This window comes from Chromobacterium sphagni (assembly GCF_001855575.1).
In the GTDB taxonomy this organism is placed as follows: domain Bacteria; phylum Pseudomonadota; class Gammaproteobacteria; order Burkholderiales; family Chromobacteriaceae; genus Chromobacterium; species Chromobacterium sphagni.
Window position 1 is genome coordinate 2,679,128 of sequence record NZ_MKCS01000001.1, and the last position, 21,734, is coordinate 2,700,861.

Sequence of the window (21,734 nt, forward strand, 5' to 3'; positions counted from 1 at the left end):
ATCCTGACAATTACCTTTTCCTTTTGCGCTGCAATGCGGTTTTACCGAGATGAACGGATTGCGGGAGAAGGAATGAAGCATTTTATTAAAGCATTGCCGCTGGCCGCGGCACTGGGCCTGCCTCAATTGGCCTGGGCCGGGCTGGTGTTGCAGAACCCGGACTGGAACGTGGAGCTGGAGCCGGCCACATTGGCGCTGCGAGTCACGGCGGCGAGTGAGCCGGCGCGGCAGTTGTCCGACGGCGTGGCTGGGCGCGAGGTGTCCGCCTTGCGGCAGGACGGCCAGTCCGCCGACTGGCAATGGGACGGCGGCCGCTACCGTTGGCAGGCCAGGCTGCGGGGGCGCGAACTGATGCTGACGCTGCGCGCCGCCGTGCCCGGCCGGGTGGAGCTGTTGCGCCAGCCCGCCGCCGCCATGGGGCGCGGCCTGCTGCTGCCGCTGGCCGAAGGCAGCTACATCCCGGCCGGCGACAAGCGGTGGCAAAGCTTCCTGCCCGCCTTCGCCGGCGACGGCTTGAATACCAGCGAAAACCTCAGCTTGCCGCTGTGGGGCATGGACTATGGCCGCCGCAGCCTGCATTGGCTGCTGCTGGAGCCGTTCAACAACCGGCTGTCCTTCCGCGCCGACGGCCAGGGCATGGCGCTGGGCCTGAGCCACGACTTCAACGCGCTCAATCAGCAGCGGCCGATGACGCTGCTGTTGCGGCTGGCCGACGACAATCCGCTGGCCGGCGCGCAGCGCTACAAGCAATGGCTGGTGTCGGAAGGCCGCTACCGGACGCTGGCCGACAAGATCAAGGCGCAGCCCGGCACCGCCAAGCTGATAGGCGCCAGCCACATCTATCTATGGGGCAATAATCTGCTGGACGCGTCCGACGTGCGCGACTGGCCCGCCTTCCTCAAGCTGCTGCAAGGGCCGGATCCGCTGGCGGCCAGGCTGCGCGCGCGTTTCGACGCCGAAGCCGGACAGGCGCTGCGCCAAGCCGGAGCCAAACCTGACCGCTACCAGCAAAGGGTGTTGATCGAAGCCGTCAACCAGGCATTGACCGGCGAGGCCCGCGCCGGATGGCTGGGCAAGCAGCCGGATTGGGCGCGGATGGCGCAGCCGTATCTGCAACTGCACGCCCAGGTGGCCGCCCTGTTCGGCCCCGCGCTGACGCCGGATCAAAGCCGCTGGGGCGGCGGCCTGTCTCGCAAAACCATGGACGCGCTGCAGGCTGCCGGCCTCAAGCGGCTGTGGCTGGGCGTGGACAACTGGGAAGGAGGCCTGTGGCAGCCCCGGGCGGTGGCGGAGGGCGTCAAGGCCGGCTATTTGATGGCCGCCTACGATTCCTATGAAACCACGTTGCCTCCGGGCGAGCGGGTAGACTGGCTCACCGCCCAGCAGGGCGAGGCCGTTTACCGTCAGTGCGGCATCACGCTGGCCAACGGCAAGAAAAAAACCGGCTTCCAGCAGTCCGGCTATTACACCAATCCCGACTGCGTGCGCGACACCCTCAAGCAACGCGCGCGCGCGCTGCTGTCGGCCACCGGTTTCAACAGCTGGTTCCTGGACGCCTACGCCACCGGCATGACTTTCGACGACTACGCCCCGGGCCGCCGTACCGGCGAAGCGAAGATGGCGGAAGGCTATGAGCAGTCCATGCAATGGGTAGCGGACAATTACAAACTTCCGGTGGGTTCGGAGAACGGCAACGCCGCCACCAGCCTCGGCATCGCCTTCGCCCACGGCATGCAAGCGCCGGCGCTGAGCTGGGTGGATCCAGACCTGCAGAAGCACCCGCAGTCGCCGTATTACCTGGGCCGCTGGTATCCGTCTGATCAGCCGGAAACCTTCTTCAAGCAAGTGCCGCTGAAACAGCCCTACCGCGATCTTTACTACGGCGCGGGCTACCGGTTGCCGCTGTACCAGGCGGTGTTCCATGGTTCGGTGATCACTACCAACCACTGGCTGTACGACAACCTGAAATTCTCCAACGCCTACGCCGACAACCTGCTGGCGCAATGGCTGTACAACGTGCCGCCGCTGTTCCACCTGTCCGCCGCCAGCCTCAAGGCGCGGCTGCCGCAGCTGCAATGCGCCGACCAGGCCTTCAGCCCCATCCACCGGCAACTGGCTACCCAGGCGCTTACCGGCTTCGCCTGGCTGAATGCCGAGCGCACGGTGCAGCAAACCCGCTTCGCCGACGGCAGCCGCCTCACCGCCAATTTCGGTTCGACGGCGGCGGGCGATGGCGGCCAGGCGCTGCCGCCGCAAAGCCTGCGGGTGGAGTTGGCCGACCAGCCGTCCAGGCTGCTGCGGGTGGCGGATTGCGCCGGCACATAAGCTGCGGCGATAATGCCGATGTCGTTTTTCGGCCGCGGGGGCATGCTCCCCGCGGCCGGCGGCTGGCTGGCGTGATGTGATTTGGATGGCGGTTTTTGAGTCGGGAAAATCGGTGGAATTCCGGGTGTGGTTTTTATCTTTAAAAATCAGTAGCTTGAAAATGGTGTGTTCCCCACGTGCGTGGGGATGAACCGCGCTGCGGCTGGACTTCTCGCTTGATTGTGTAGTGTTCCCCACGTGCGTGGGGATGAACCGGATTGACCATGAAATTCATCGCCGTAGTACTGGTGTTCCCCACGTGCGTGGGGATGAACCGATGGTGAGGAAATAGAATTACCTATCACACGCGTGTTCCCCACGTGCGTGGGGATGAACCGGCTTAACATGTCGAAAAAATCGCTTGATTACCGTGTTCCCCACGTGCGTGGGGATGAACCGCCAGGGGCGGGAACGCCCAGCCAAGGCCAAGCGTGTTCCCCACGTGCGTGGGGATGAACCGTCATTCGACGTGGGCGCGTTGGGGTCGCCAGTGTGTTCCCCACGTGCGTGGGGATGAACCGGGGTGGCAAAAGCCACCCCAGCGAGAGCAGTTGTGTTCCCCACGTGCGTGGGGATGAACCGGGAGGTAAACCAAAACGCGCCAAAATCAAATTGTGTTCCCCACGTGCGTGGGGATGAACCGACTCTTCAGCCGGTGGCAAACCCACTTCTTCCGTGTTCCCCACGTGCGTGGGGATGAACCGACATTCGATTCCATGCTATCCCCTCCTCTGGCGTGTTCCCCACGTGCGTGGGGATGAACCGGACGACATGTCGTCAAAGTTGTCCGGATCCATGTGTTCCCCACGTGCGTGGGGATGAACCGATTTTACATAATATAGACTTGTCATGGTATTTGTGTTCCCCACGTGCGTGGGGATGAACCGGCCTGACCCCATGTCCGTCTTTGTCGATTGGAGTGTTCCCCACGTGCGTGGGGATGAACCGAGGTGGCCTCCTGGGCGCAAGCGAATCCGCAGGTGTTCCCCACGTGCGTGGGGATGAACCGGCTTTGAGCGGCTATAGCCGCCAGGTGAAAAAGTGTTCCCCACGTGCGTGGGGATGAACCGTCTGTGGCTATTCTCTCATTGCATGGGTTTGAGTGTTCCCCACGTGCGTGGGGATGAACCGCATTAATAGGCATAGGTTATCCAATCACAGGCGTGTTCCCCACGTGCGTGGGGATGAACCGCGCCTGGACCGCATCAATTGGCCATTCATCAGGTGTTCCCCACGTGCGTGGGGATGAACCGTCTTGATTCGCTCCGGCAGCGTTCAGGCTATTGTGTTCCCCACGTGCGTGGGGATGAACCGTACCGCGAGACGATTGCCGGCCTCCCGGTGGTGTGTTCCCCACGTGCGTGGGGATGAACCGGTTGTCACGAATTCTAGAATTTTGGTTGACTCGTGTTCCCCACGTGCGTGGGGATGAACCGGACGCTACATGACCAAAGCCCAAATCATCAAAGTGTTCCCCACGTGCGTGGGGATGAACCGCCGTCCCGGCCCGGCCCCCTGCGGAGCAGGGGGTGTTCCCCACGTGCGTGGGGATGAACCGCACTGGTAGCGTACAACGAAGGCGCAGGCTCCGTGTTCCCCACGTGCGTGGGGATGAACCGCTTGCTTTGTTCCGATCGTTGTGGAGGTTCGGGTGTTCCCCACGTGCGTGGGGATGAACCGACATCATCCTCGGTGTGCAGGTAGGCAATCAGGTGTTCCCCACGTGCGTGGGGATGAACCGCGCCGCAATGGCTATGTGGAGTGGAAGCTCAAGTGTTCCCCACGTGCGTGGGGATGAACCGCAAAAATCCAATCATTGCCCACTCCTTATGACGTGTTCCCCACGTGCGTGGGGATGAACCGGCTGCAAGTTTGGCCGAGCGGCCAAGGCGGCAGTGTTCCCCACGTGCGTGGGGATGAACCGCAGTGGCAAGAGAGTAAAGAGCGCGACCGCCTGTGTTCCCCACGTGCGTGGGGATGAACCGCTGGCTGATCGCGCGTATTGCGCAGTTGTGCCGTGTTCCCCACGTGCGTGGGGATGAACCGGCTGCCGCCTAACAGCGTATCCGGACCCCGGCGTGTTCCCCACGTGCGTGGGGATGAACCGGGCCACGTGAAGACCGGGAAGCGCGGCAGCATGTGTTCCCCACGTGCGTGGGGATGAACCGCGTTTCAATCAAATTGTCCGCCGTCTTAAAAAGTGTTCCCCACGTGCGTGGGGATGAACCGGACGAGGAGCTGGCGGCCAGGGAAGACGAGGCGTGTTCCCCACGTGCGTGGGGATGAACCGAGCCGGACGGCGAAGTGCTGCAGGTGGCGAGTGTGTTCCCCACGTGCGTGGGGATGAACCGGTCATCAATCACATCTAGCGCTTGCCGATGGCGTGTTCCCCACGTGCGTGGGGATGAACCGAGCGATAGCTGACGTTCGTAACCGGGCGGCCCGTGTTCCCCACGTGCGTGGGGATGAACCGTACGCCGTAATGCCGGCGTGACCCATTATTGGGTGTTCCCCACGTGCGTGGGGATGAACCGGACGACCTGGAGACGCTGTTTCTCGCCGACCAGTGTTCCCCACGTGCGTGGGGATGAACCGGCAGTCATTGATCAGGAGCTGGCGAATGTAGAGTGTTCCCCACGTGCGTGGGGATGAACCGATTCAGCGTGACCGGCGTCGTCTTGACCACGTGTGTTCCCCACGTGCGTGGGGATGAACCGTCCAGATTGTTAATCCAAAAACTATTGCTAATGTGTTCCCCACGTGCGTGGGGATGAACCGTAGTAACCCTAGTGACGTACCAGGGCAATAACGTGTTCCCCACGTGCGTGGGGATGAACCGCGCGGCAGCATGACGCCCTGGGACATCCTTCGGTGTTCCCCACGTGCGTGGGGATGAACCGGGGGGGAGGGCGCCTTTCCAGTTGCTGGCGGAGTGTTCCCCACGTGCGTGGGGATGAACCGAAGCTTTTATGCTCCGGCAACAGCTTGCAGTCGTGTTCCCCACGTGCGTGGGGATGAACCGCCATTGACCATAGTCGACGTGCCCAGGACGGCGTGTTTGCCACGAGAGCGGGGATGGGCCGGCCAGCAGTGGAACGGACAGCGTAACGACCCCGTGCTCCCCGGGTCATCAGAAATGTGTCGGTCCGCCATCGCGGGTCTTGTGGTTGATGGCGAGGGGAAGGCTGAGCTTGTATAAGGGTGGCAAAATGCCGATAATTGATGTGCAGATTGCGCCAATTGGAGGTTGTCATGCCCACACGCACCGCATTCAGGCCGGACCCCGCCATCATCCGCCGCGCAACGGTCAGGGAGGGGGAGCGCCGTTCCCGCCAATCCGATCTGTTGGGCCAGCCTGTCTGCACCGATTACGACATCGTGAAGGTGGTGGCCAATGGTTTGGACCCAGGCGTGATCACCCGCTTGACCAACGAGGGGTTGACCCGGCGCGAGCTGGAGTTTGTCATTCCCCCGCGCACGCTTACCCACCGTATCAAGAATGGCGAGCGCCTGAGCACCGACGAGTCCGAGCGCAGCGTCCGGCTGGTCAATCTGCTGTTGCAGGCCGAGCAGCTGCTGGGTGGCAAGGAGGCGGCAACCGCCTGGCTGCGTCAGCCGCTGCGCCGCTTCGACGGCCGCAGCGCGCTGGAAGTGGCCAGAACCGAGCAGGGCGCGCGGCTGGTGGAGGAGTTGCTGATCCAGATCGAGGAAGGTTACGTGGCATGATCGCCTGGCGGATCAGCCGGTTTGAAGACCTTCGCGGCCTGGGTGGCATCCGGGCGCGCGGCCGCTGGCACAATGCCGGCCAGCCGATAGTTTATCTGGCCGATCACTCGGCCAGTTCCATGCTGGAGATGCTGGTGCATAGCGAGTTTGCCGCGCTCCCGGATACCTTCACGCTGCTGAAGGTGGACATTCCGGATGGCCTGGTTCAGGTGCTGGATCTGAACGAGCTGTCGGCAGACTGGCGCAATGATCAGGAACAGACCCGCGCGCTGGGCGACACCTGGCTGGCCCAGGCTCCCTCCGCGGTGTTGCGGGTGCCCAGCGCCCTGGCGGTGGAAGGGTGGAACTACCTGCTCAATCCCGTCCATTCCGGTGCCGCCAGTTGCCGGATAGTGGACACCATACGGGCCCCGCTCGATTCCCGCTTCCGGATGGCGTAGCCCAATCCCGGCGGCAAGCTCCTTGCAAACCGAACGCCATCGTCGTTCGGTTTTTGCTTTTTCAGCGCGACTTTCCACGTATCTGCAATGGTTAATTCATGTCAGAACATTTTCAATGTGAAATGACAAAGATATTTCTTGTTGCTACTCTGCCCGTTTGTCTTGGGTCTAGCAGGTTGACTGGTGCGGTCTGGAGGGGCGATGCAGGCTTATTGGCGGTACTGGGGCAAGGCATCCGGCGACAAATTGGGTGCTGGCTGGCATCTGTTGCCATTCCATGCGCTGGATGTGGCGGCGGTGATGAATGCGCTGCTGGATCAGAGGCCGGCGTGGGTGTCGGCATGCGCTAATAGCCTTGGCTGGAGCGCGGCGCAGTTCCGGGCGGCGGCCTGCTATTTCGCGGTCTTGCACGATCTTGGCAAGTTTGCCCGCAGTTTTCAGGCGTTGTTTTCATCGTGCAGCGCCGATCTGGTGCCGATTGACCGGGCGCCTGGCTACACCCAGCGCCACGATACCTTGGGCTTCCTGCTGTGGATGGGCCATCTGCGACACGGATTGCCGCATGACATTTTGCCGGAGCCCGACCACCTGCTGTGGCAAGGCTGGATACGCATAGTTTGTGGCCACCACGGCCAGCCGCCGCGCGAGGGCAGCGCGCGCCGCTTGTATGCCGACGACCATTTTCTGCCGGACGACATGGCGGCGGCGCTGGAATTCGCATGCGATGCGGCCAGCCTGTTCGACGATCTGCCGCAAGCCATCCGTGTAGAGCAGCTGGATACGCGCGCAGGCTGGCAGCTGGCGGGCCTGATGGTGCTGGCGGATTGGTTGGGCTCCAATCAGCGCTATTTTCCTTACCGGTCCGCACCGATGGCCTTGGCGGACTACTGGCGCGAGCAGGCGCAGCCGGCGGCGGCGCGGGTAGTCGCCGAATCAGGCCTGCAGTCCTGTCTTTGCGCGCCTTATGCCGGGTCGCAGAAACTGGCGGACTTCATTCCTTATCTTTCTTCCCCCACGCCATTGCAGGAATACGCCGCCAGCACTCCGCTGGCCGAGGGGCCGCAGCTGTTCCTGCTGGAGGATGTGACCGGCGCCGGCAAGACCGAAGCTGCGCTGATTCTGGCGCACCGGTTGATGGCAGCCGGGTTGGCCGATGGCCTGTACTTCGCTCTGCCCACCATGGCTACGGCCAATCAAATGTACCGCCGCGTCGGCGGCGTGTATCGCCGTCTGTTCGCCGTAGGCGAGCAGCCGTCACTGGTATTGGCGCATTCCGCCCGCCAACTGGTGGAAGACTTCGCGCTCAGCGTGCAGAGCGGCGGCAAACCCTATGCCAAGGATGACGCTTCGGCTGGCATGAGCTGCAACGCCTGGCTGGCGGACAATAACAAAAAGGCCTTGCTGGCGCAGGCGGGCGTTGGCTCCATAGATCAGGCCTTGCTGGCGGTGCTGCCGGTGCGGCATCAGTCGCTGCGCTTGCTGGGCCTGAGCGGCAAGGTATTGGTGGTAGACGAAGTGCACGCTTTCGATTCCTATGTCCGCACGCTGTTGGCCGGCCTGCTGCGCTGGCACGCGGCGCAGGGCGGCAGCGCCATCCTGTTGTCCGCCACCGTGCCGGAACAGATCAAGACCGAACTGCTGAACGCTTATCGCCAAGGGCTGGCGCAGCCGGTCTTGGCTGAATCGTTTGTATCCGCCTACCCGCTGGCCAGCCACTTGTCCGCTGCGCATTTTGACCAGCAAGCCTGCGAAACCCGGCGTGAGGTGAAGCGTCGGGTGCGGGTGGAGCATCGGCATGACGAGGCCGAGGTGATTCGTCTGATTGCCAGCGAGGTTGCGGCTGGCCGCTGCGTGTGTTGGGTGCGCAATACGGTGGACGATGCCCGCCGCGCTTTTGATCTGCTGAAGGACAGCATTTCACGGGACAAGCTGCATCTATTCCATAGCCGCTACGCGATGGGACATCGGTTGGCGATAGAGGACGAGGTGCTGGATGCGTTTGGCAAACGGTCGGATGCCGCCATGCGCAGGGGGCGGGTGCTGATTGGCACCCAGGTATTGGAGCAGTCGCTGGATTTTGATGCCGATGTGATGGTAAGCGATCTCGCCCCCATCGACTTGCTGATCCAACGTGCCGGCCGCCTGCAGCGCCATGTTCGTCTGGCAAATGGCGATCGGTGGCCGGACGCGGTCCCGATGGTGCAACACGTTGAGCAGCGGCCGGAGCCGGTGTTGTGCGTTTATGGTCCGCCGCCGGACGACGAGGCCAAGGCGGACTGGTACGTCCGGCTGTTTGCCGGCGCGCAATATGTGTACCCGGACTTTGCCGCATTGTGGCAGACCCAGCAGGCGTTGTTGGCCGCCGGCAATATTGTGTCGCCGGGCGAGGAGGGCGAAGCCGGCGCGGTGCGGCAACTGGTGGAGTCGGTGTATGGCGCAGCCGGCGAGCGTGAAACCCCGGCAGCCTTGAAGGCTGCGGCGGACAAGTGCCTAGGCGAGGCGATGAGCGAGCGCAGCATGGCGCTATTCACCGCGCTGCAGCTGGACAAAGGCTATTGCGAAGACAGCAGCAAGCACTGGATGGAGGAAACCGATGTTGCCACCCGGCTGGCCGATGAAACGCGGCTGGTTTATTTGGCGGTAGCAGATGGGGAGGCCTTGCGGCCGCTGTACCCAAGCGACGATCCGCGCCTGCAATGGCAGCTGTCCGCGCTGCGGGTGGATGCCAACAGGCTTAAGGACATCGCGCCGGCCTGGCGGCAGCGCTTCAAGCTCTTGCTGGATCGCTTGGCGCAGGAGCAACCCTGGCTGACGGAATACGACCTGGTCTTGCCCCTGCTTGCCGGCGAAGAGGCGGGCGCGTGGCTGGGGCAGGGCGTCGATGCCACGGGCAGGGAGCTGGGTGTGAGGTACAGCCTGGAGCTGGGACTGTTGTGGAAATGAACCAGGCGGCCGGGGCCGCCTGGATTCTCATCCCCACAAGTGTGAGGAACTGGTCAATGATTATGACTTTTATGCCACGCCATCGGGTTCATCCCCACATCTATGGGGAACACCACCCTCACCATAGCTAGAGGCGACCCAAAACGAAAGGAAAATCATAAGCCACCCCATCCTTTTATATTGATGAAAGATCGCCTATGTTGATGGTGGTCGAGCGCTTACGGGGATGGGGCATGCGCACGACTCTAGGGTTGCTGCTTGGAGCAGGAGCGTTGATCTTCTTGATGATTAGCAGCGTTGTGAAGATATGCCTTGGGGTCCTGTTCGTTATCGGATTGGCAGGATTGGTCCGTGTCAGCCAAAAGCCTGCTGGTAAAGCGAGAAGTGACGAGTGGTCGGAAGATCGAGAGGAGACGGAATGAATCTACTCAACCCCGCCAACCGCTGGCTCCGCCTCAAACGGCGCGACGGCAGCGTGTCGCCGGGCAGTGTCTATGGCGTAGCGGACCCGGAGGTGGTGGATGTGCTGGCGCCGCGCGCGGATTTTCGCGGCGCCTTGTATCAGTTGCTGATCGGCTTGCTGCAAACGGCGGCACCACCGGACAATCTGAATGACTGGCTCGGTTATTGGAACGAACCGCCTAGCGCGGCGGAGTTGGAGATTTGGCTTGCGCCGCTCAAGCCAGCGTTCGAACTGATAGGCGATACCGCCTTCATGCAGGACCGGGACCCGTTGCAGGACGGCAATGTCAAGAGCACGGCCGAGTTGCTGATAGACACCGGCTCCGGCTCCAACCTGTTTTTCAACAAGCTAGCCGATTGGCAGGGCTTGTGCGCAGGCTGTGCGGCGCAGGCCTTGTTTGCCTTGCAGATCAACGCGCCCGGCGGCGGGGTGGGCCACCGCACCTCATTAAGAGGTGGCGGGCCGCTGACCACGCTGGTGCTGCCGAAGGATGCCGACGCCTCGCTGTGGCGCAAGCTGTGGCTGAACGTGCTGCCGTTGGACGGGGAAGGTGCCGACTGGCGAGCTGAGCCGCCGCTGTCCGCCAAGCTGCCGTGGTTGGCGGCTACCCGCGTCAGCGACAAGAGCGGGGTGGAGACGCTGCCGGAAGACGTGCATCCCGCTCAGGCTTACTGGAGCATGCCGCGTCGCATCCGGCTGGACGTGGACGATGTGGCCGCCGGAGTGTGCGAGGTCTGCGGCGAGACGCACGATACGCTGTACCGCCAGTACCGTACCCGCAATTACGGCGTCAACTACGCCGGCCCTTGGCAGCACCCGCTGACGCCATATCTATTCGATGCCAAAGACCCGTCCAAACCGCCGCTGTCGGCTAAGGGCGCGCGCGCGGCCGGCGGTTACCGCCATTGGCTGAGCCTGACGCTGGGCGAAAATGACAACGAGAAGGTGGCGCGGGTGGCGCGGGATTTCAACCGCATCGGCGGCAAGGCCGACAGGCTGAAGCTGCGCGGCGATGCACGGCTGTGGTGTTTCGGCTACCAGATGGACAATATGAAGGCCGAGGCCTGGCGCGACGCCACGCTGCCGCTGTTCCGCTTGCAAAGCGGAGACGAGCGCCATTTCGGCGAGGCCGCGCGCCAACTGCTGGAAGTGGCCAGACAGAGCTCGCTGATGCTGGGCGAGCAGGTTAAGAAGGCCCGCAATATGGACAAGAAGGAGCCCGCAGTCGAGCAGAGCTTCTGGCAGCGCAGCGAGGCGCTGTTCTATCAGGCGGTGGAGGGGTTGGCCAAGGCGCCGCAGCTCGACGCTGCCGCGCAGGCGCAGGTGTTTGCCGCCTGGTTGCCGCCGCTGCGCCGGCTGGTGTCGGATTTGTTCGACTACTGGGTGCTATGCGCGCCGATAGAGGAAATGGACATGCCCAAGGTGGTGGCGGCGCGTGCCGATTTGCGGCGGGGCCTGTGGTGGTCCAAGCATCACAAAGCGATGGGCGAGCTGATCGCCCGTTATCAGGGGGAAAGCGATGAAGCTATTGCTTGATAAGACTGGCCGGGAGGCCTTGGCCAAAACGGTGGTGCAGTGGCGGCTGGCGCTGGATCCGAGCGATGAAGAAAAACATGGTCCGTTCGCCATGCTGAAACGGGCCGACCGCGCTCAGCTGCGGCGCTGTGAAACCCCGGACGACGTGCTGTTGCAGTCCGCCTTTCATCGGCTGATGCAAGAGCTGCAACGCCAGCAGCTGGCGGTGAGGGCGGATGAACTGGCGTTGGCCGTTGGCGTGGCGGCGCATGCCCAGCATGCGCCAGGCAAGGCGTTTGCCCGCAGCCTGGGCCGTAAAAACGATTCCGGCCGTGCGGCGATGAGCGAGCTGCGTTTCCGCCAGCTGCAAACCTGCCGCGACGAAGCCAGCTTTTTCCGCCAGGCGCGCCGCGCGGTTGACCTGCTGGGCGGCGAGGTCGATGTAGGCAAGCTGGCGGTGGACCTGTTGCAGTGGGTGCGCGAATTCCGCCAGCCGGACGCTGCCCTGCCGCCGACAGAACGATTGAAACTGCGCTGGGCCACCGATTATTACCAGGAATCCCTGCGCGACGCAGATCAAGAACCCGCCTGATTGCTATTTGGAGACAAAACATGAGCCGTTTCATCCAGCTGCACACCCTGATTTCCTATCCGCCGGCCAATCTGAACCGCGACGACCTGGGCCGACCCAAGACTGCGATGATGGGCGGCGTCGAGCGTCTGCGCGTGTCGTCGCAAAGCCTGAAGCGCGCCTGGCGCACGTCCGAGCTGTTTGCGCAAAAGCTGTTCAGCCAGGTGGGCGAGAGTGAGGGGCATCTGGGTACCCGCACCAAGCAATTGGGCGTGAAGGTCTATGAGCAATTGCGGGCTGCCGGCTTCTCGGAAAAATTGGCCGGCGACAGCGCCAACGAGATTGCCAAGGTGTATGGTGCGTTGAAGAAAGACAAGCCTTACGAGATAGAGCAGCTGGTGCATGTCTCGGCGGAAGAGAAGGCATCGCTGGACAAACTGGTGGCCAAGCTGATCGCCGACAAGCGCGCGCCGGAGAAAGAAGAGCTGGACGCGCTGCTGCATAAACAGCAGTCGGCGGATATCGCCATGTTCGGCCGCATGCTGGCCAGCAAGACTGAGCACAATATCGAGGCTGCGGTGCAGGTGGCGCACGCCTTGGGCATCCACGCCACGGCGCTGGAGGACGACTACTTCACCGCGGTGGACGATCTGAACAAGCACGACCCCGGCGCGGCCCACATCGGCGAAAGCGCCTTCGCCGCCGCCGTGTTTTACCAATACATCTGCATAGATCGTGAACTGCTGCTGCAAAACCTGGGCGGCGACCACGCGCTGGCGGAGCGTGCCATCGCCGCCTTGATCGAGGCCGCCTTGACGGTGGCGCCGGGCGGCAAGCAGAACAGCTACGCTAGCCGCGCTTACGCCCACTATGCGCTGGCCGAACGCGGTAACCGCCAGCCGCGCAGCCTGTCGCTGGCCTTTCTCAAGCCACTGGGCGGGAGCGATTATGCTATCGGCGGCATCGCGGCGCTGACGTCGGTGCGGGAGAATATGGACAAGGTGTACGGCGCCTGCGCCGATAGCCGCTACGAGCTAGACGTGATCAAGGGCGAGGGCAGCCTGCAAGCGTTGCTGGCTTTTGCCGCGGAGTAGGGCCATGCGCGAGTATCTGGTTTTCCGGCTGTACGGCCCGATGGCAAGCTGGGGCGAGCTAGCGGTGGGCGAGCAGCGCATCAGCGCCGACCATCCGTCCCGCTCCGCGCTGCTGGGCCTGCTGGGCGCAGCGTTGGGGGCGAGGAGGGACGACGAAGCCAGCCAGCAGGCCTTGAGCCGCGGCTACCGTTTCGGCATCAAGCTGATCGCTGCTGGCATGCCGCTGCGCGACTACCACACCGTGCAGTGGCCGGACATTCCCAAGAAGTTTGCCTACCGCACCCGCCGCCAGGAGGTGCGTGACAAGGAAAAGCTGAACACTATTCTCACCAGCCGCGAATACCGCAGCGATAGCTTGAGCGTGGTGGCGGTGGAAGCCGCGCCGGATGCGCCGCATGGCTTGCCTGCCTTGGCGGAAGCGTTGGCTTCTCCGGTGTTCATGCCTTATCTCGGCCGCAAGTCCTGCCCGCTGGCTTTGCCGCTGGGCCCGTGCATCGCAGGTTTCGACACGCTGAAGCAGGCACTGGACAGCCGCGATGGCGAACCGCTGGTGTCCGCTGTCGATGTCGATGGCGACGAGCCGTTGGCGGTTGATATCAATCTCAATGAGGACAGGCAGGCGCGTTATTTCTGGGACGAGGCGATGGCGGATGTAGGCATGGAGGCCACATTGCAGCTGACGCGGCACGACCAGCCGCTGTCGCGCCGGCGCTGGCAGTTCGAGCCGCGCCGCGAACTGGCCTATCTGGCGGGAGGCACGCAATGAGCCATTATCTGTCCCGCATCATGATTCCGGCGTCTGCGGCCGCCTGCGAATCGGACGTGATGATTGCCGGCAATGCCTATCGCGACCACCGGTTGATGTGGAAGCTATTTCCGGATGCGCCGGACGCCAAGCGCGATTTCCTGTTCCGCGCGGAGCAGGGCGCCAATGGCCATCTGCTGTACTACCTGCTGTCGGAGCGGCCGCCGCAAGCCTGGCATCCGGCAGTGAGGGTGGAAAGCAAGCCTTACCAGCCTCGGTTGGAATCCGGCGAATGGGTGCATTTCAGCCTGCGCGCTAATCCGGTGGTGGCCAAGCCCAAGGAAAAGGGACAGCGCAGCCAGCGCCATGATGTATTGATGGCGGCCAAGACCGAGGCGAAAGCCAAAGGCTTATCGCCGGAAGCCATGCAGACGGCGATGACCGGAGCCGCGCTGGATTGGCTCACCCGGCGCGCTGCGGCCTGGGGGATGAAGATTGACGAGGACGAAGTACAGGTGGATGCCTATTTCCAGCATGTGCTCCATAGCAAGGGCCGCCGCATGCGTTTCTCCTCGATAGACTATCAGGGAATGGCCAGGGTGGCGGATGGCGACAAGTTGGCGCGCGCGTTGTTGGGTCAGCCCGCCGCCGAGCCGCACTCCAGCCTGGGACACGCGCTGGGCTTCGGCTGCGGCCTGCTCTTGGTGAAACGGCTGCCATGAGCCAACCCCTCCCGCCCTTGAAGCCGCTTCCCATCAAAGAGCGGCTTTCCGTATTGTTTGTCGAGCGCTGCCAGCTGGACGTGCTGGACGGCGCTTTTGTCGCGGTGGACGTCACTGGCGTGCGCACCCACATTCCGGTGGGCGGCGTGGCTTGCCTGATGCTGGAGCCAGGCGTGCGGGTGTCGCACGCCGCCTGCAAGTTGGCGGCGCAAGTGGGCACGCTCTTGGTTTGGGTGGGCGAGGCTGGGGTGAGGCTGTACTCCGCTGGCCAGCCCGGCGGCGCGCGCGCCGACCGGCTGCTGTATCAGGCGAGGTTGGCGCTGGACGAGGACGCGCGGCTGAAGGTGGTGCGCGAGATGTACCGCCGCCGCTTCGGCGATGAGCCGCCGCAGCGCCGCAGCGTGGAGCAATTGCGCGGCATAGAGGGCGCGCGGGTGCGGGCCATGTACCAGCAGTTGGCGCAGCAGTACGGCGTGAAATGGCAGGCGCGCAATTACGACCGCGAAGACTGGGACCAGGCCGACATCCCCAACCGCTGCCTGTCGGCCGCCACTTCCTGCCTGTACGGCGTAGCCGAGGCGGCGGTGTTGGCCGCCGGCTACGCGCCGGCCATCGGCTTTATCCACAGCGGCAAGCCCTTGTCCTTCGTCTACGACGTGGCCGACATCTACAAGTTTGAAACCGTGGTGCCGGTGGCCTTCGTGGTAGCGGCCAAGCCGGTGAACAATGTGGAGCGAGAGGTGCGCCAGCGCTGCCGCGACATGTTCCGCAAGACGCGGCTGCTGGAGCGCGTTATCCCTGACATCGAAACCCTGCTGGATGCCGGCGGCTTGGACAAGCCGGAGGCGGAGGGCGTGGTGGGGGCGGCGTTTCCGGAAGACGAGGGGCTGGGCGATGCTGGTCATCGTACTTGAAAACGCGCCGCCCAGGCTACGCGGCCGGCTGGCGATCTGGCTGCTGGAAATCCGCGCTGGCGTCTACATCGGTACCTACAACCGCAAGATCCGCGACTACCTGTGGCAGCAGGTAGAGGAGGGGCTGGAGGACGGCAACGCGGTGATGGCCTGGCAGGCGGCCACCGAGGCCGGTTTCGACTTCGTCACCCTAGGCGCCAACCGCCGCATGCCGGTGGAGTTCGACGGCGCCAAACTGGTGTCCTTCCTGCCTCCGCCTGCGTCGCAGGAACCGGCGGCGGAGTAGTCCGCTTTTCACCCTGCCGAAGGCTGGTTTGGCTCTTTAAAAATCGGTAGATTTTATCGCGCTATTTTTGTTTTTAAAAATCAATTGCTTGAGATTGGTGTGTTCCCCACGTGCGTGGGGATGAACCGCCCAGCGACGAGCGCGGCGTTCGGGTGGATGAGTGTTCCCCACGTGCGTGGGGATGAACCGGTTTGCCGTCTGTGCTGGCGGACTCCATTAGTGTGTTCCCCACGTGCGTGGGGATGAACCGAATACATTCCTGCCGTATTACGACGAAAAGAAGTGTTCCCCACGTGCGTGGGGATGAACCGCATTGATGATTTAGGCACTGTGTTTCATGTCAGTGTTCCCCACGTGCGTGGGGATGAACCGACATTATTGCCGTAGGTGTCAATGCCTCTCAGGTGTTCCCCACGTGCGTGGGGATGAACCGCTCATGACAACAAAGCTGCCGCACGGCTAAAAGTGTTCCCCACGTGCGTGGGGATGAACCGTCGCATTACTCAGCCCAACCCGGAGGAAGGCGGTGTTCCCCACGTGCGTGGGGATGAACCGACGCCGGAAAGGCGGAACCTTACGCGCCAGGTGTGTTCCCCACGTGCGTGGGGATGAACCGTCCCCCGACTCATGCCCTCAGGGTTCGGTCGCGTGTTCCCCACGTGCGTGGGGATGAACCGGGGTAGCGGGGCTAGGCCGCGTTTTTGGCGGCGTGTTCCCCACGTGCGTGGGGATGAACCGAGTCACAGCCGGCCAGTCACAAAAACGGCGCGGTGTTCCCCACGTGCGTGGGGATGAACCGTGCGTTGGACATGGGCCAGGGCTCGACGTGGCGTGTTCCCCACGTGCGTGGGGATGAACCGCGGCTGGACCGCATCAATTGGCCATTCATCAGGTGTTCCCCACGTGCGTGGGGATGAACCGTGTCTGGGCCCGTGCCGCTGACGTCGCATTCTGTGTTCCCCACGTGCGTGGGGATGAACCGCTGATTGGATTGGTATTGGCGTCGGTGCCGGCGTGTTCCCCACGTGCGTGGGGATGAACCGGCAACAGGTGGTAAATTGGATGGGACTGTTTTGTGTTCCCCACGTGCGTGGGGATGAACCGCCGGTGATTGTCGGGGATCGGGTCTATGCCGAGTGTTCCCCACGTGCGTGGGGATGAACCGGGTGGTGAAAAGAGTGAATGAGGCGAGCTTATGTGTTCCCCACGTGCGTGGGGATGAACCGCCTGAAATGCACCAGGGCGGCGATTAGTCAGCGTGTTCCCCACGTGCGTGGGGATGAACCGCCGGCAAGGTCATACTTTTCAGTGCATGAAACGTGTTCCCCACGTGCGTGGGGATGAACCGCCTGTTTTTCCAGCCGGCACCCGACCCTAAGAGTGTTCCCCACGTGCGTGGGGATGAACCGCTTTGCCGATCGCGGATGTTCGCAGATGATCGGTGTTCCCCACGTGCGTGGGGATGAACCGGCATCGAAGCGTCAATTTTCTTTCCCTGGAAAGTGTTCCCCACGTGCGTGGGGATGAACCGTATGGGCGGCTAGATTGGTCGTTTTTGCCGCGGTGTTCCCCACGTGCGTGGGGATGAACCGGCCGTCGCCATCGTCAGGTCTGCTCGTGCTTAGTGTTCCCCACGTGCGTGGGGATGAACCGTTCGACAGCGTCTGCGAAAACGATTGTTGGTTGTGTTCCCCACGTGCGTGGGGATGAACCGCTGCAAATTTTGCGGAGAGACCAAAACCGAAGGTGTTCCCCACGTGCGTGGGGATGAACCGGACTTTTTTCAACTTTTTGGATTTGCACTGACGTGTTCCCCACGTGCGTGGGGATGAACCGCGCAACTGGCCGCCATGGCTGAGCTGATGCAGGTGTTCCCCACGTGCGTGGGGATGAACCGCGGCCTGGCTCAGCGGCCCACCCCGGATCGTGGTGTTCCCCACGTGCGTGGGGATGAACCGCCTGGGCTGAATGCCAGAGGTATAGGGCGGAAGTGTTCCCCACGTGCGTGGGGATGAACCGAAGCGGCTTCCCCGCAAAAATACCGGCATCAGGTGTTCCCCACGTGCGTGGGGATGAACCGTTGCCCTCGTATCCTTCAAAATCCGCTTTTGCGTGTTCCCCACGTGCGTGGGGATGAACCGAGTGAATGAGGCGAGTTTATTTTCTTCTACTTGTGTTCCCCACGTGCGTGGGGATGAACCGCCCCAATTGGAGCCATCCACGTTGATTTTCCAGTGTTCCCCACGTGCGTGGGGATGAACCGTCCTCAGTAGGGTCAAGGGCCGGGACTGGCCGGTGTTCCCCACGTGCGTGGGGATGAACCGTCCACGCGTCCATTGCATGCCGCCAGTATCTCGTGTTCCCCACGTGCGTGGGGATGAACCGGACACCTGGTACGCAGTGATCGACGCGGCGCAAGTGTTCCCCACGTGCGTGGGGATGAACCGGGCGAGGATATGCCGCGAAAGCCACTTGACACGTGTTCCCCACGTGCGTGGGGATGAACCGTGAATTTACAATTGCTCATGCCATATCCTGGTGTGTTCCCCACGTGCGTGGGGATGAACCGTCGGCCTGATGACTGAAGTTCAGGCTGCCCAGGTGTTCCCCACGTGCGTGGGGATGAACCGATATGGTCGATGTCTTCGGCGAGCTTGGCGGTGTGTTCCCCACGTGCGTGGGGATGAACCGCGCAGAAACGATAACAGGCTCAAACGTACCAGGTGTTCCCCACGTGCGTGGGGATGAACCGGAGAGGGCAAAGCCTGAGACGCCGGAGAAGACGTGTTCCCCACGTGCGTGGGGATGAACCGGGGCATGCAGGTCAGCACGCGGTCTGTGTTCGGTGTTCCCCACGTGCGTGGGGATGAACCGGAAAAATCCAAACATTCAATTAGACAACGTCGGTGTTCCCCACGTGCGTGGGGATGAACCGCGCCTTGCCCGCGAACTAGATATCCCGGTCGCGTCTTCTCCACGTGCGTGGGGATGAACCGCGGTACTGTGTGCTGACGGGCAGCTATTCCTGGTGTTCCCCACGTGCGTGGGGATGAACCGAACGCCGCGCCCATGGCGGTCACGTCTTCACCGTGTTCCCCACGTGCGTGGGGATGAACCGAAACAGTATGTCATTCGAACAAGCGTGGAAAAGTGTTCCCCACGTGCGTGGGGATGAACCGGAACCACACCTATGAGCATGAGCTGGAGAGACGTGTTCCCCACGTGCGTGGGGATGAACCGACTGCCGGTTGCCAAGCGCGACTTTGGCCAGAGTGTTCCCCACGTGCGTGGGGATGAACCGTTTTCTCAGGGACTTATTTTTTATTGCGTATTGTGTTCCCCACGTGCGTGGGGATGAACCGCCTTGGCGAATTACACCACAGGACTAGCGGACGTGTTCCCCACGTGCGTGGGGATGAACCGAACAATTGCGCGCAGAATTGGATAAGTCACGTGTGTTCCCCACGTGCGTGGGGATGAACCGAACGTCGATGGTCGCGCCGCGTCCGGCCATGAGTGTTCCCCACGTGCGTGGGGATGAACCGCCTTGGCGAATTACACCACAGGACTAGCGGACGTGTTCCCCACGTGCGTGGGGATGAACCGAACAATTGCGCGCAGAATTGGATAAGTCACGTGTGTTCCCCACGTGCGTGGGGATGAACCGAACGTCGATGGTCGCGCCGCGTCCGGCCATGAGTGTTCCCCACGTGCGTGGGGATGAACCGTCACCTATCAATCCATCGTCCGCGATTTTGTGGTGTTCCCCACGTGCGTGGGGATGAACCGACATGGTCGGGGAGTTGCTGGAAGTGGCCAGCGTGTTCCCCACGTGCGTGGGGATGAACCGCCAGAGTGCTGGCAGGACTACACCGCGCCGATGTGTTCCCCACGTGCGTGGGGATGAACCGCCAGAGTGCTGGCAGGACTACACCGCGCCGATGTGTTCCCCACGTGCGTGGGGATGAACCGCGGGTTACCTCAATAATCGCGTCTGCCGCGCCGTGTTCCCCACGTGCGTGGGGATGAACCGTCGGTCCACCCGATGGGCCATCCCATTAACCAGTGTTCCCCACGTGCGTGGGGATGAACCGTTCTTGTGGAGGTCGTCCTGGTAGCCGTCGTAGTGTTCCCCACGTGCGTGGGGATGAGCAGGCTTCGGAACAGTTCGCGCTGCCCTCTCTCGCTAACCCCCTTTCCACCAGGGGAGAGAGGCATGTCCAAGCGGTTTTGCTGGGCGGCGCCAGCAGCGCGCGGTCTTGCTGGCGGTTTGCTGGCGCCGTGGGCCGGCCTTATTTGTCGGCGTACAGCGTGCCGGCCTTGGCCCAGTTTTCGCGCGATACTTCGTTGATCACGATGTCCACGCTTTCCGGCGGGCAGCCCAGGGTTTCCACCATGACGCGGGTGGCTTCGCTCGCGAAGGCGCGTTTTTGTTCCGGGGTGCGGCCGGGTTGCAGTTCCAGGTGCAGGATGGGCATGACAATTCTCCAGTGGGCGGCGCCGCGAAGCGGGTGCCGATGAGGCCAGTATCATCCAGCGCGCGCCGCCGATAAATATGCCATGATTTGATACATTCCAAACCTATGGGTTGTTAATCATGGACAAGCTGGCCAGCATGGCGATGTTTGTGCGGGTGGTGGAAAGCGGCAGCTTCGCGGCCGCGGCGGAGGCCAGCCAGGTTTCGGCTACCATGGCGGCCAAGCACATCCGTGTCATCGAGCAGCGCTTGGGCGCGCGTTTGCTGCACCGAACCACCCGACGGCAGCAGCTTACCGAAGTGGGGCGGCTGTACTACGAGCGCTGCAAGCATGTGTTGGCGGAAGTGGAGCTGGCGGAGTCCAGCGCGCTGGAGCTGCAGGCCAGTCCGCGCGGCCGCTTGCGGTTGATCGCGCCGGTCAGCTTCGGCAGCCACAGCCTGGTGCCGGCGCTGACCGACTATCTGGCGAGCTATCCGGAAGTCGGCGTCGATCTCACGCTGGACAACCGCGCGCCGGACCTGATCAACGAAGGGTATGAGCTGGGCATCGTGATCGGCGAGGTTGGCGATGCCGGCCTGGTGGCGCGGCCGTTGCAGCCTTATCGCCGGCTACTGGCCGCCGCGCCCGCCTATCTGGAACAGCATGGCCATCCAGGCCATCCGGAACAGCTGAGCGGGCACGCCTGCCTGGGAATGTCGTATTGGCGGCGCTATGACCGCTGGCATCTGCTGGGGCCGGGCGGCGAAAATTGCACGGTGTCGGTGCAAGGGCCTTTCACCGCCAACCAAGGCAATGCCCTGCGCATCGCCGCCCTGCACGGCATGGGGATTGTGCTGCAGCCGGAGGCCATCCTGGCCGACGACCTGGCCGCCGGTCGTTTGCTGCCGGTGCTGCCGGAGTGGTCGTTCCGGACCACCCCGATGCATCTGGTCTATGCGCAAGACCGGCGCCCCACCGCCAAGCTGCGCAGCGTGGTGGATTTCCTGCTGCGGCGCTTCGGCGCGGATGGTCCCCTCGGCTAAGGCTGCGAGGGGTTTATCCGGCGGTTTGCGCTAGATGTTGCACCAGCCGCAGCGTCAGGCTGGCGCGGGCGGCGTTGGCCGGCCATACCGCGTAGACCCCCAGCGCCGCCGCCCGCCAGCCGGGCAGCGGCTCCACCAGCAGGCCGGCGGCCAGCTCGTTTTCCACCAGGAAGGCCGGGGGCGTGGCGAGGCCGGCACCGGCGACGGCCAGCTGGCAGGCGGCGTCTATGCTGTTGACGGTGAGGAGAGGCCGGAAGGCGAAGGCGTTTTCCTCGCCGGCGGCGTTGACCAGCGTCTTGCGCCCTGGCCGCATGCGTATGCCCAGCCAGGGCCAGCGCGGCCGGGCTTTCAGCTCCTCCAGCAGGGCCTGCCCGTCCGCCATCAAGCTGGGCTGGCCGGCGCAAGGACAGCGCTGGGCGTGATGTGGGTCGACGCCATTGCGGCGCGTATG

The 21,734-nt window shown here is 63.1% G+C and carries 14 protein-coding genes and 2 CRISPR repeat arrays; of the genes, 12 read left to right on the top strand and 2 right to left on the bottom strand.

Translation table 11 applies throughout. The annotated features are described in order from the left end of the window. Positions 1-72: 72 nt before the first annotated feature. The 11 genes from BI347_RS12670 to cas2e all read left to right on the top strand — a co-directional run bounded on the left by BI347_RS12670 (position 73) and on the right by cas2e (position 15,783). Positions 73-2,325, top strand: coding sequence for a glycoside hydrolase (locus tag BI347_RS12670; protein WP_071115994.1), 2,253 nt, complete (start codon positions 73-75; stop codon positions 2,323-2,325). A 165-nt stretch (positions 2,326-2,490) separates the two neighbouring features. Beyond that, a CRISPR array of direct repeats spans positions 2,491-5,386; the repeat unit is 29 nt; unit sequence GTGTTCCCCACGTGCGTGGGGATGAACCG. A gap of 230 nt (positions 5,387-5,616) precedes the next feature. Beyond that, complete coding sequence (locus BI347_RS12675; protein ID WP_158020784.1) at positions 5,617-6,090, top strand: antitoxin Xre/MbcA/ParS toxin-binding domain-containing protein; 474 nt, start codon at positions 5,617-5,619, stop codon at positions 6,088-6,090. Next, complete coding sequence (locus BI347_RS12680; protein WP_071114792.1) at positions 6,087-6,530, top strand: RES family NAD+ phosphorylase; 444 nt, start codon at positions 6,087-6,089, stop codon at positions 6,528-6,530. Before BI347_RS12675 ends, BI347_RS12680 begins: the two co-directional genes overlap by 4 nt. Before the next feature lie 201 nt (positions 6,531-6,731). Next, positions 6,732-9,473 (top strand): CRISPR-associated helicase/endonuclease Cas3, encoded by a 2,742-nt coding sequence (locus BI347_RS12685; RefSeq protein WP_071115995.1) that lies wholly within the window; start codon positions 6,732-6,734, stop codon positions 9,471-9,473. Between the two features lie 418 nt (positions 9,474-9,891). After that, positions 9,892-11,472 carry a type I-E CRISPR-associated protein Cse1/CasA gene (gene casA, locus BI347_RS12695; protein WP_071115997.1) on the top strand — a complete coding sequence of 527 codons (1,581 nt, stop codon included), beginning with the start codon at positions 9,892-9,894 and terminating at the stop codon, positions 11,470-11,472. Further along, positions 11,456-12,043 (top strand): type I-E CRISPR-associated protein Cse2/CasB, encoded by a 588-nt coding sequence (gene casB, locus BI347_RS12700; RefSeq protein WP_083338856.1) that lies wholly within the window; start codon positions 11,456-11,458, stop codon positions 12,041-12,043. The genes casA and casB overlap by 17 nt, the downstream gene beginning before the upstream one ends. Before the next feature lie 20 nt (positions 12,044-12,063). Further along, on the top strand, positions 12,064-13,116 hold the full coding sequence (gene cas7e / locus BI347_RS12705) for a type I-E CRISPR-associated protein Cas7/Cse4/CasC (protein ID WP_071115999.1): 1,053 nt from the start codon (positions 12,064-12,066) through the stop codon (positions 13,114-13,116). A gap of 4 nt (positions 13,117-13,120) precedes the next feature. Next, complete coding sequence (cas5e, locus tag BI347_RS12710) at positions 13,121-13,882, top strand: type I-E CRISPR-associated protein Cas5/CasD (protein ID WP_071116000.1); 762 nt, start codon at positions 13,121-13,123, stop codon at positions 13,880-13,882. Continuing rightward, entirely contained in the window at positions 13,879-14,583 is a 705-nt protein-coding gene (gene cas6e / locus BI347_RS12715; RefSeq protein WP_071116001.1) for a type I-E CRISPR-associated protein Cas6/Cse3/CasE, read from the top strand. Before cas5e ends, cas6e begins: the two co-directional genes overlap by 4 nt. Then, positions 14,580-15,497 (top strand): type I-E CRISPR-associated endonuclease Cas1e, encoded by a 918-nt coding sequence (gene cas1e / locus BI347_RS12720; protein WP_071116002.1) that lies wholly within the window; start codon positions 14,580-14,582, stop codon positions 15,495-15,497. Before cas6e ends, cas1e begins: the two co-directional genes overlap by 4 nt. Next, positions 15,478-15,783: a type I-E CRISPR-associated endoribonuclease Cas2e gene (gene cas2e / locus BI347_RS12725; RefSeq protein WP_071114801.1), complete on the top strand. Its 306-nt coding sequence runs from the start codon at positions 15,478-15,480 to the stop codon at positions 15,781-15,783. The genes cas1e and cas2e overlap by 20 nt, the downstream gene beginning before the upstream one ends. A gap of 99 nt (positions 15,784-15,882) precedes the next feature. Next, positions 15,883-19,938: a CRISPR direct-repeat array (repeat unit 29 nt; unit sequence GTGTTCCCCACGTGCGTGGGGATGAACCG). Between the two features lie 137 nt (positions 19,939-20,075). Here the strand turns inward: cas2e and BI347_RS12730 are convergent. Then, positions 20,076-20,261 (bottom strand): 4-oxalocrotonate tautomerase, encoded by a 186-nt coding sequence (locus BI347_RS12730; protein ID WP_071116003.1) that lies wholly within the window; start codon positions 20,259-20,261, stop codon positions 20,076-20,078. Between the two features lie 119 nt (positions 20,262-20,380). Here BI347_RS12730 and BI347_RS12735 point away from each other — a divergent pair, with 119 nt between their 5' ends. Beyond that, on the top strand, positions 20,381-21,283 hold the full coding sequence (locus BI347_RS12735) for a LysR family transcriptional regulator (RefSeq protein ID WP_071114803.1): 903 nt from the start codon (positions 20,381-20,383) through the stop codon (positions 21,281-21,283). A gap of 13 nt (positions 21,284-21,296) precedes the next feature. On the opposite strand, the gene BI347_RS12740 is transcribed toward BI347_RS12735, so the two are convergent. After that, positions 21,297-21,665, bottom strand: a complete 369-nt coding sequence (locus BI347_RS12740; RefSeq protein WP_071116004.1) for a LysR substrate-binding domain-containing protein — start codon at positions 21,663-21,665, stop codon at positions 21,297-21,299. Positions 21,666-21,734 lie beyond the last annotated feature (69 nt).

Coding starts and splice junctions, on each gene's coding strand:
- BI347_RS12675 (WP_158020784.1), top strand. CDS start 5,617: ATGCCCACACGCACCGCATTCAGGCCGGACCCCGCCATCATCCGCCGC.
- BI347_RS12740 (WP_071116004.1), bottom strand. CDS start 21,665: ATGGCGGACGGGCAGGCCCTGCTGGAGGAGCTGAAAGCCCGGCCGCGC.
- cas6e (WP_071116001.1), top strand. CDS start 13,879: ATGAGCCATTATCTGTCCCGCATCATGATTCCGGCGTCTGCGGCCGCC.
- BI347_RS12735 (WP_071114803.1), top strand. CDS start 20,381: ATGGACAAGCTGGCCAGCATGGCGATGTTTGTGCGGGTGGTGGAAAGC.
- cas2e (WP_071114801.1), top strand. CDS start 15,478: ATGCTGGTCATCGTACTTGAAAACGCGCCGCCCAGGCTACGCGGCCGG.
- BI347_RS12670 (WP_071115994.1), top strand. CDS start 73: ATGAAGCATTTTATTAAAGCATTGCCGCTGGCCGCGGCACTGGGCCTG.
- cas7e (WP_071115999.1), top strand. CDS start 12,064: ATGAGCCGTTTCATCCAGCTGCACACCCTGATTTCCTATCCGCCGGCC.
- BI347_RS12730 (WP_071116003.1), bottom strand. CDS start 20,261: ATGCCCATCCTGCACCTGGAACTGCAACCCGGCCGCACCCCGGAACAA.
- casA (WP_071115997.1), top strand. CDS start 9,892: ATGAATCTACTCAACCCCGCCAACCGCTGGCTCCGCCTCAAACGGCGC.
- BI347_RS12680 (WP_071114792.1), top strand. CDS start 6,087: ATGATCGCCTGGCGGATCAGCCGGTTTGAAGACCTTCGCGGCCTGGGT.
- casB (WP_083338856.1), top strand. CDS start 11,456: ATGAAGCTATTGCTTGATAAGACTGGCCGGGAGGCCTTGGCCAAAACG.
- cas1e (WP_071116002.1), top strand. CDS start 14,580: ATGAGCCAACCCCTCCCGCCCTTGAAGCCGCTTCCCATCAAAGAGCGG.
- BI347_RS12685 (WP_071115995.1), top strand. CDS start 6,732: ATGCAGGCTTATTGGCGGTACTGGGGCAAGGCATCCGGCGACAAATTG.
- cas5e (WP_071116000.1), top strand. CDS start 13,121: ATGCGCGAGTATCTGGTTTTCCGGCTGTACGGCCCGATGGCAAGCTGG.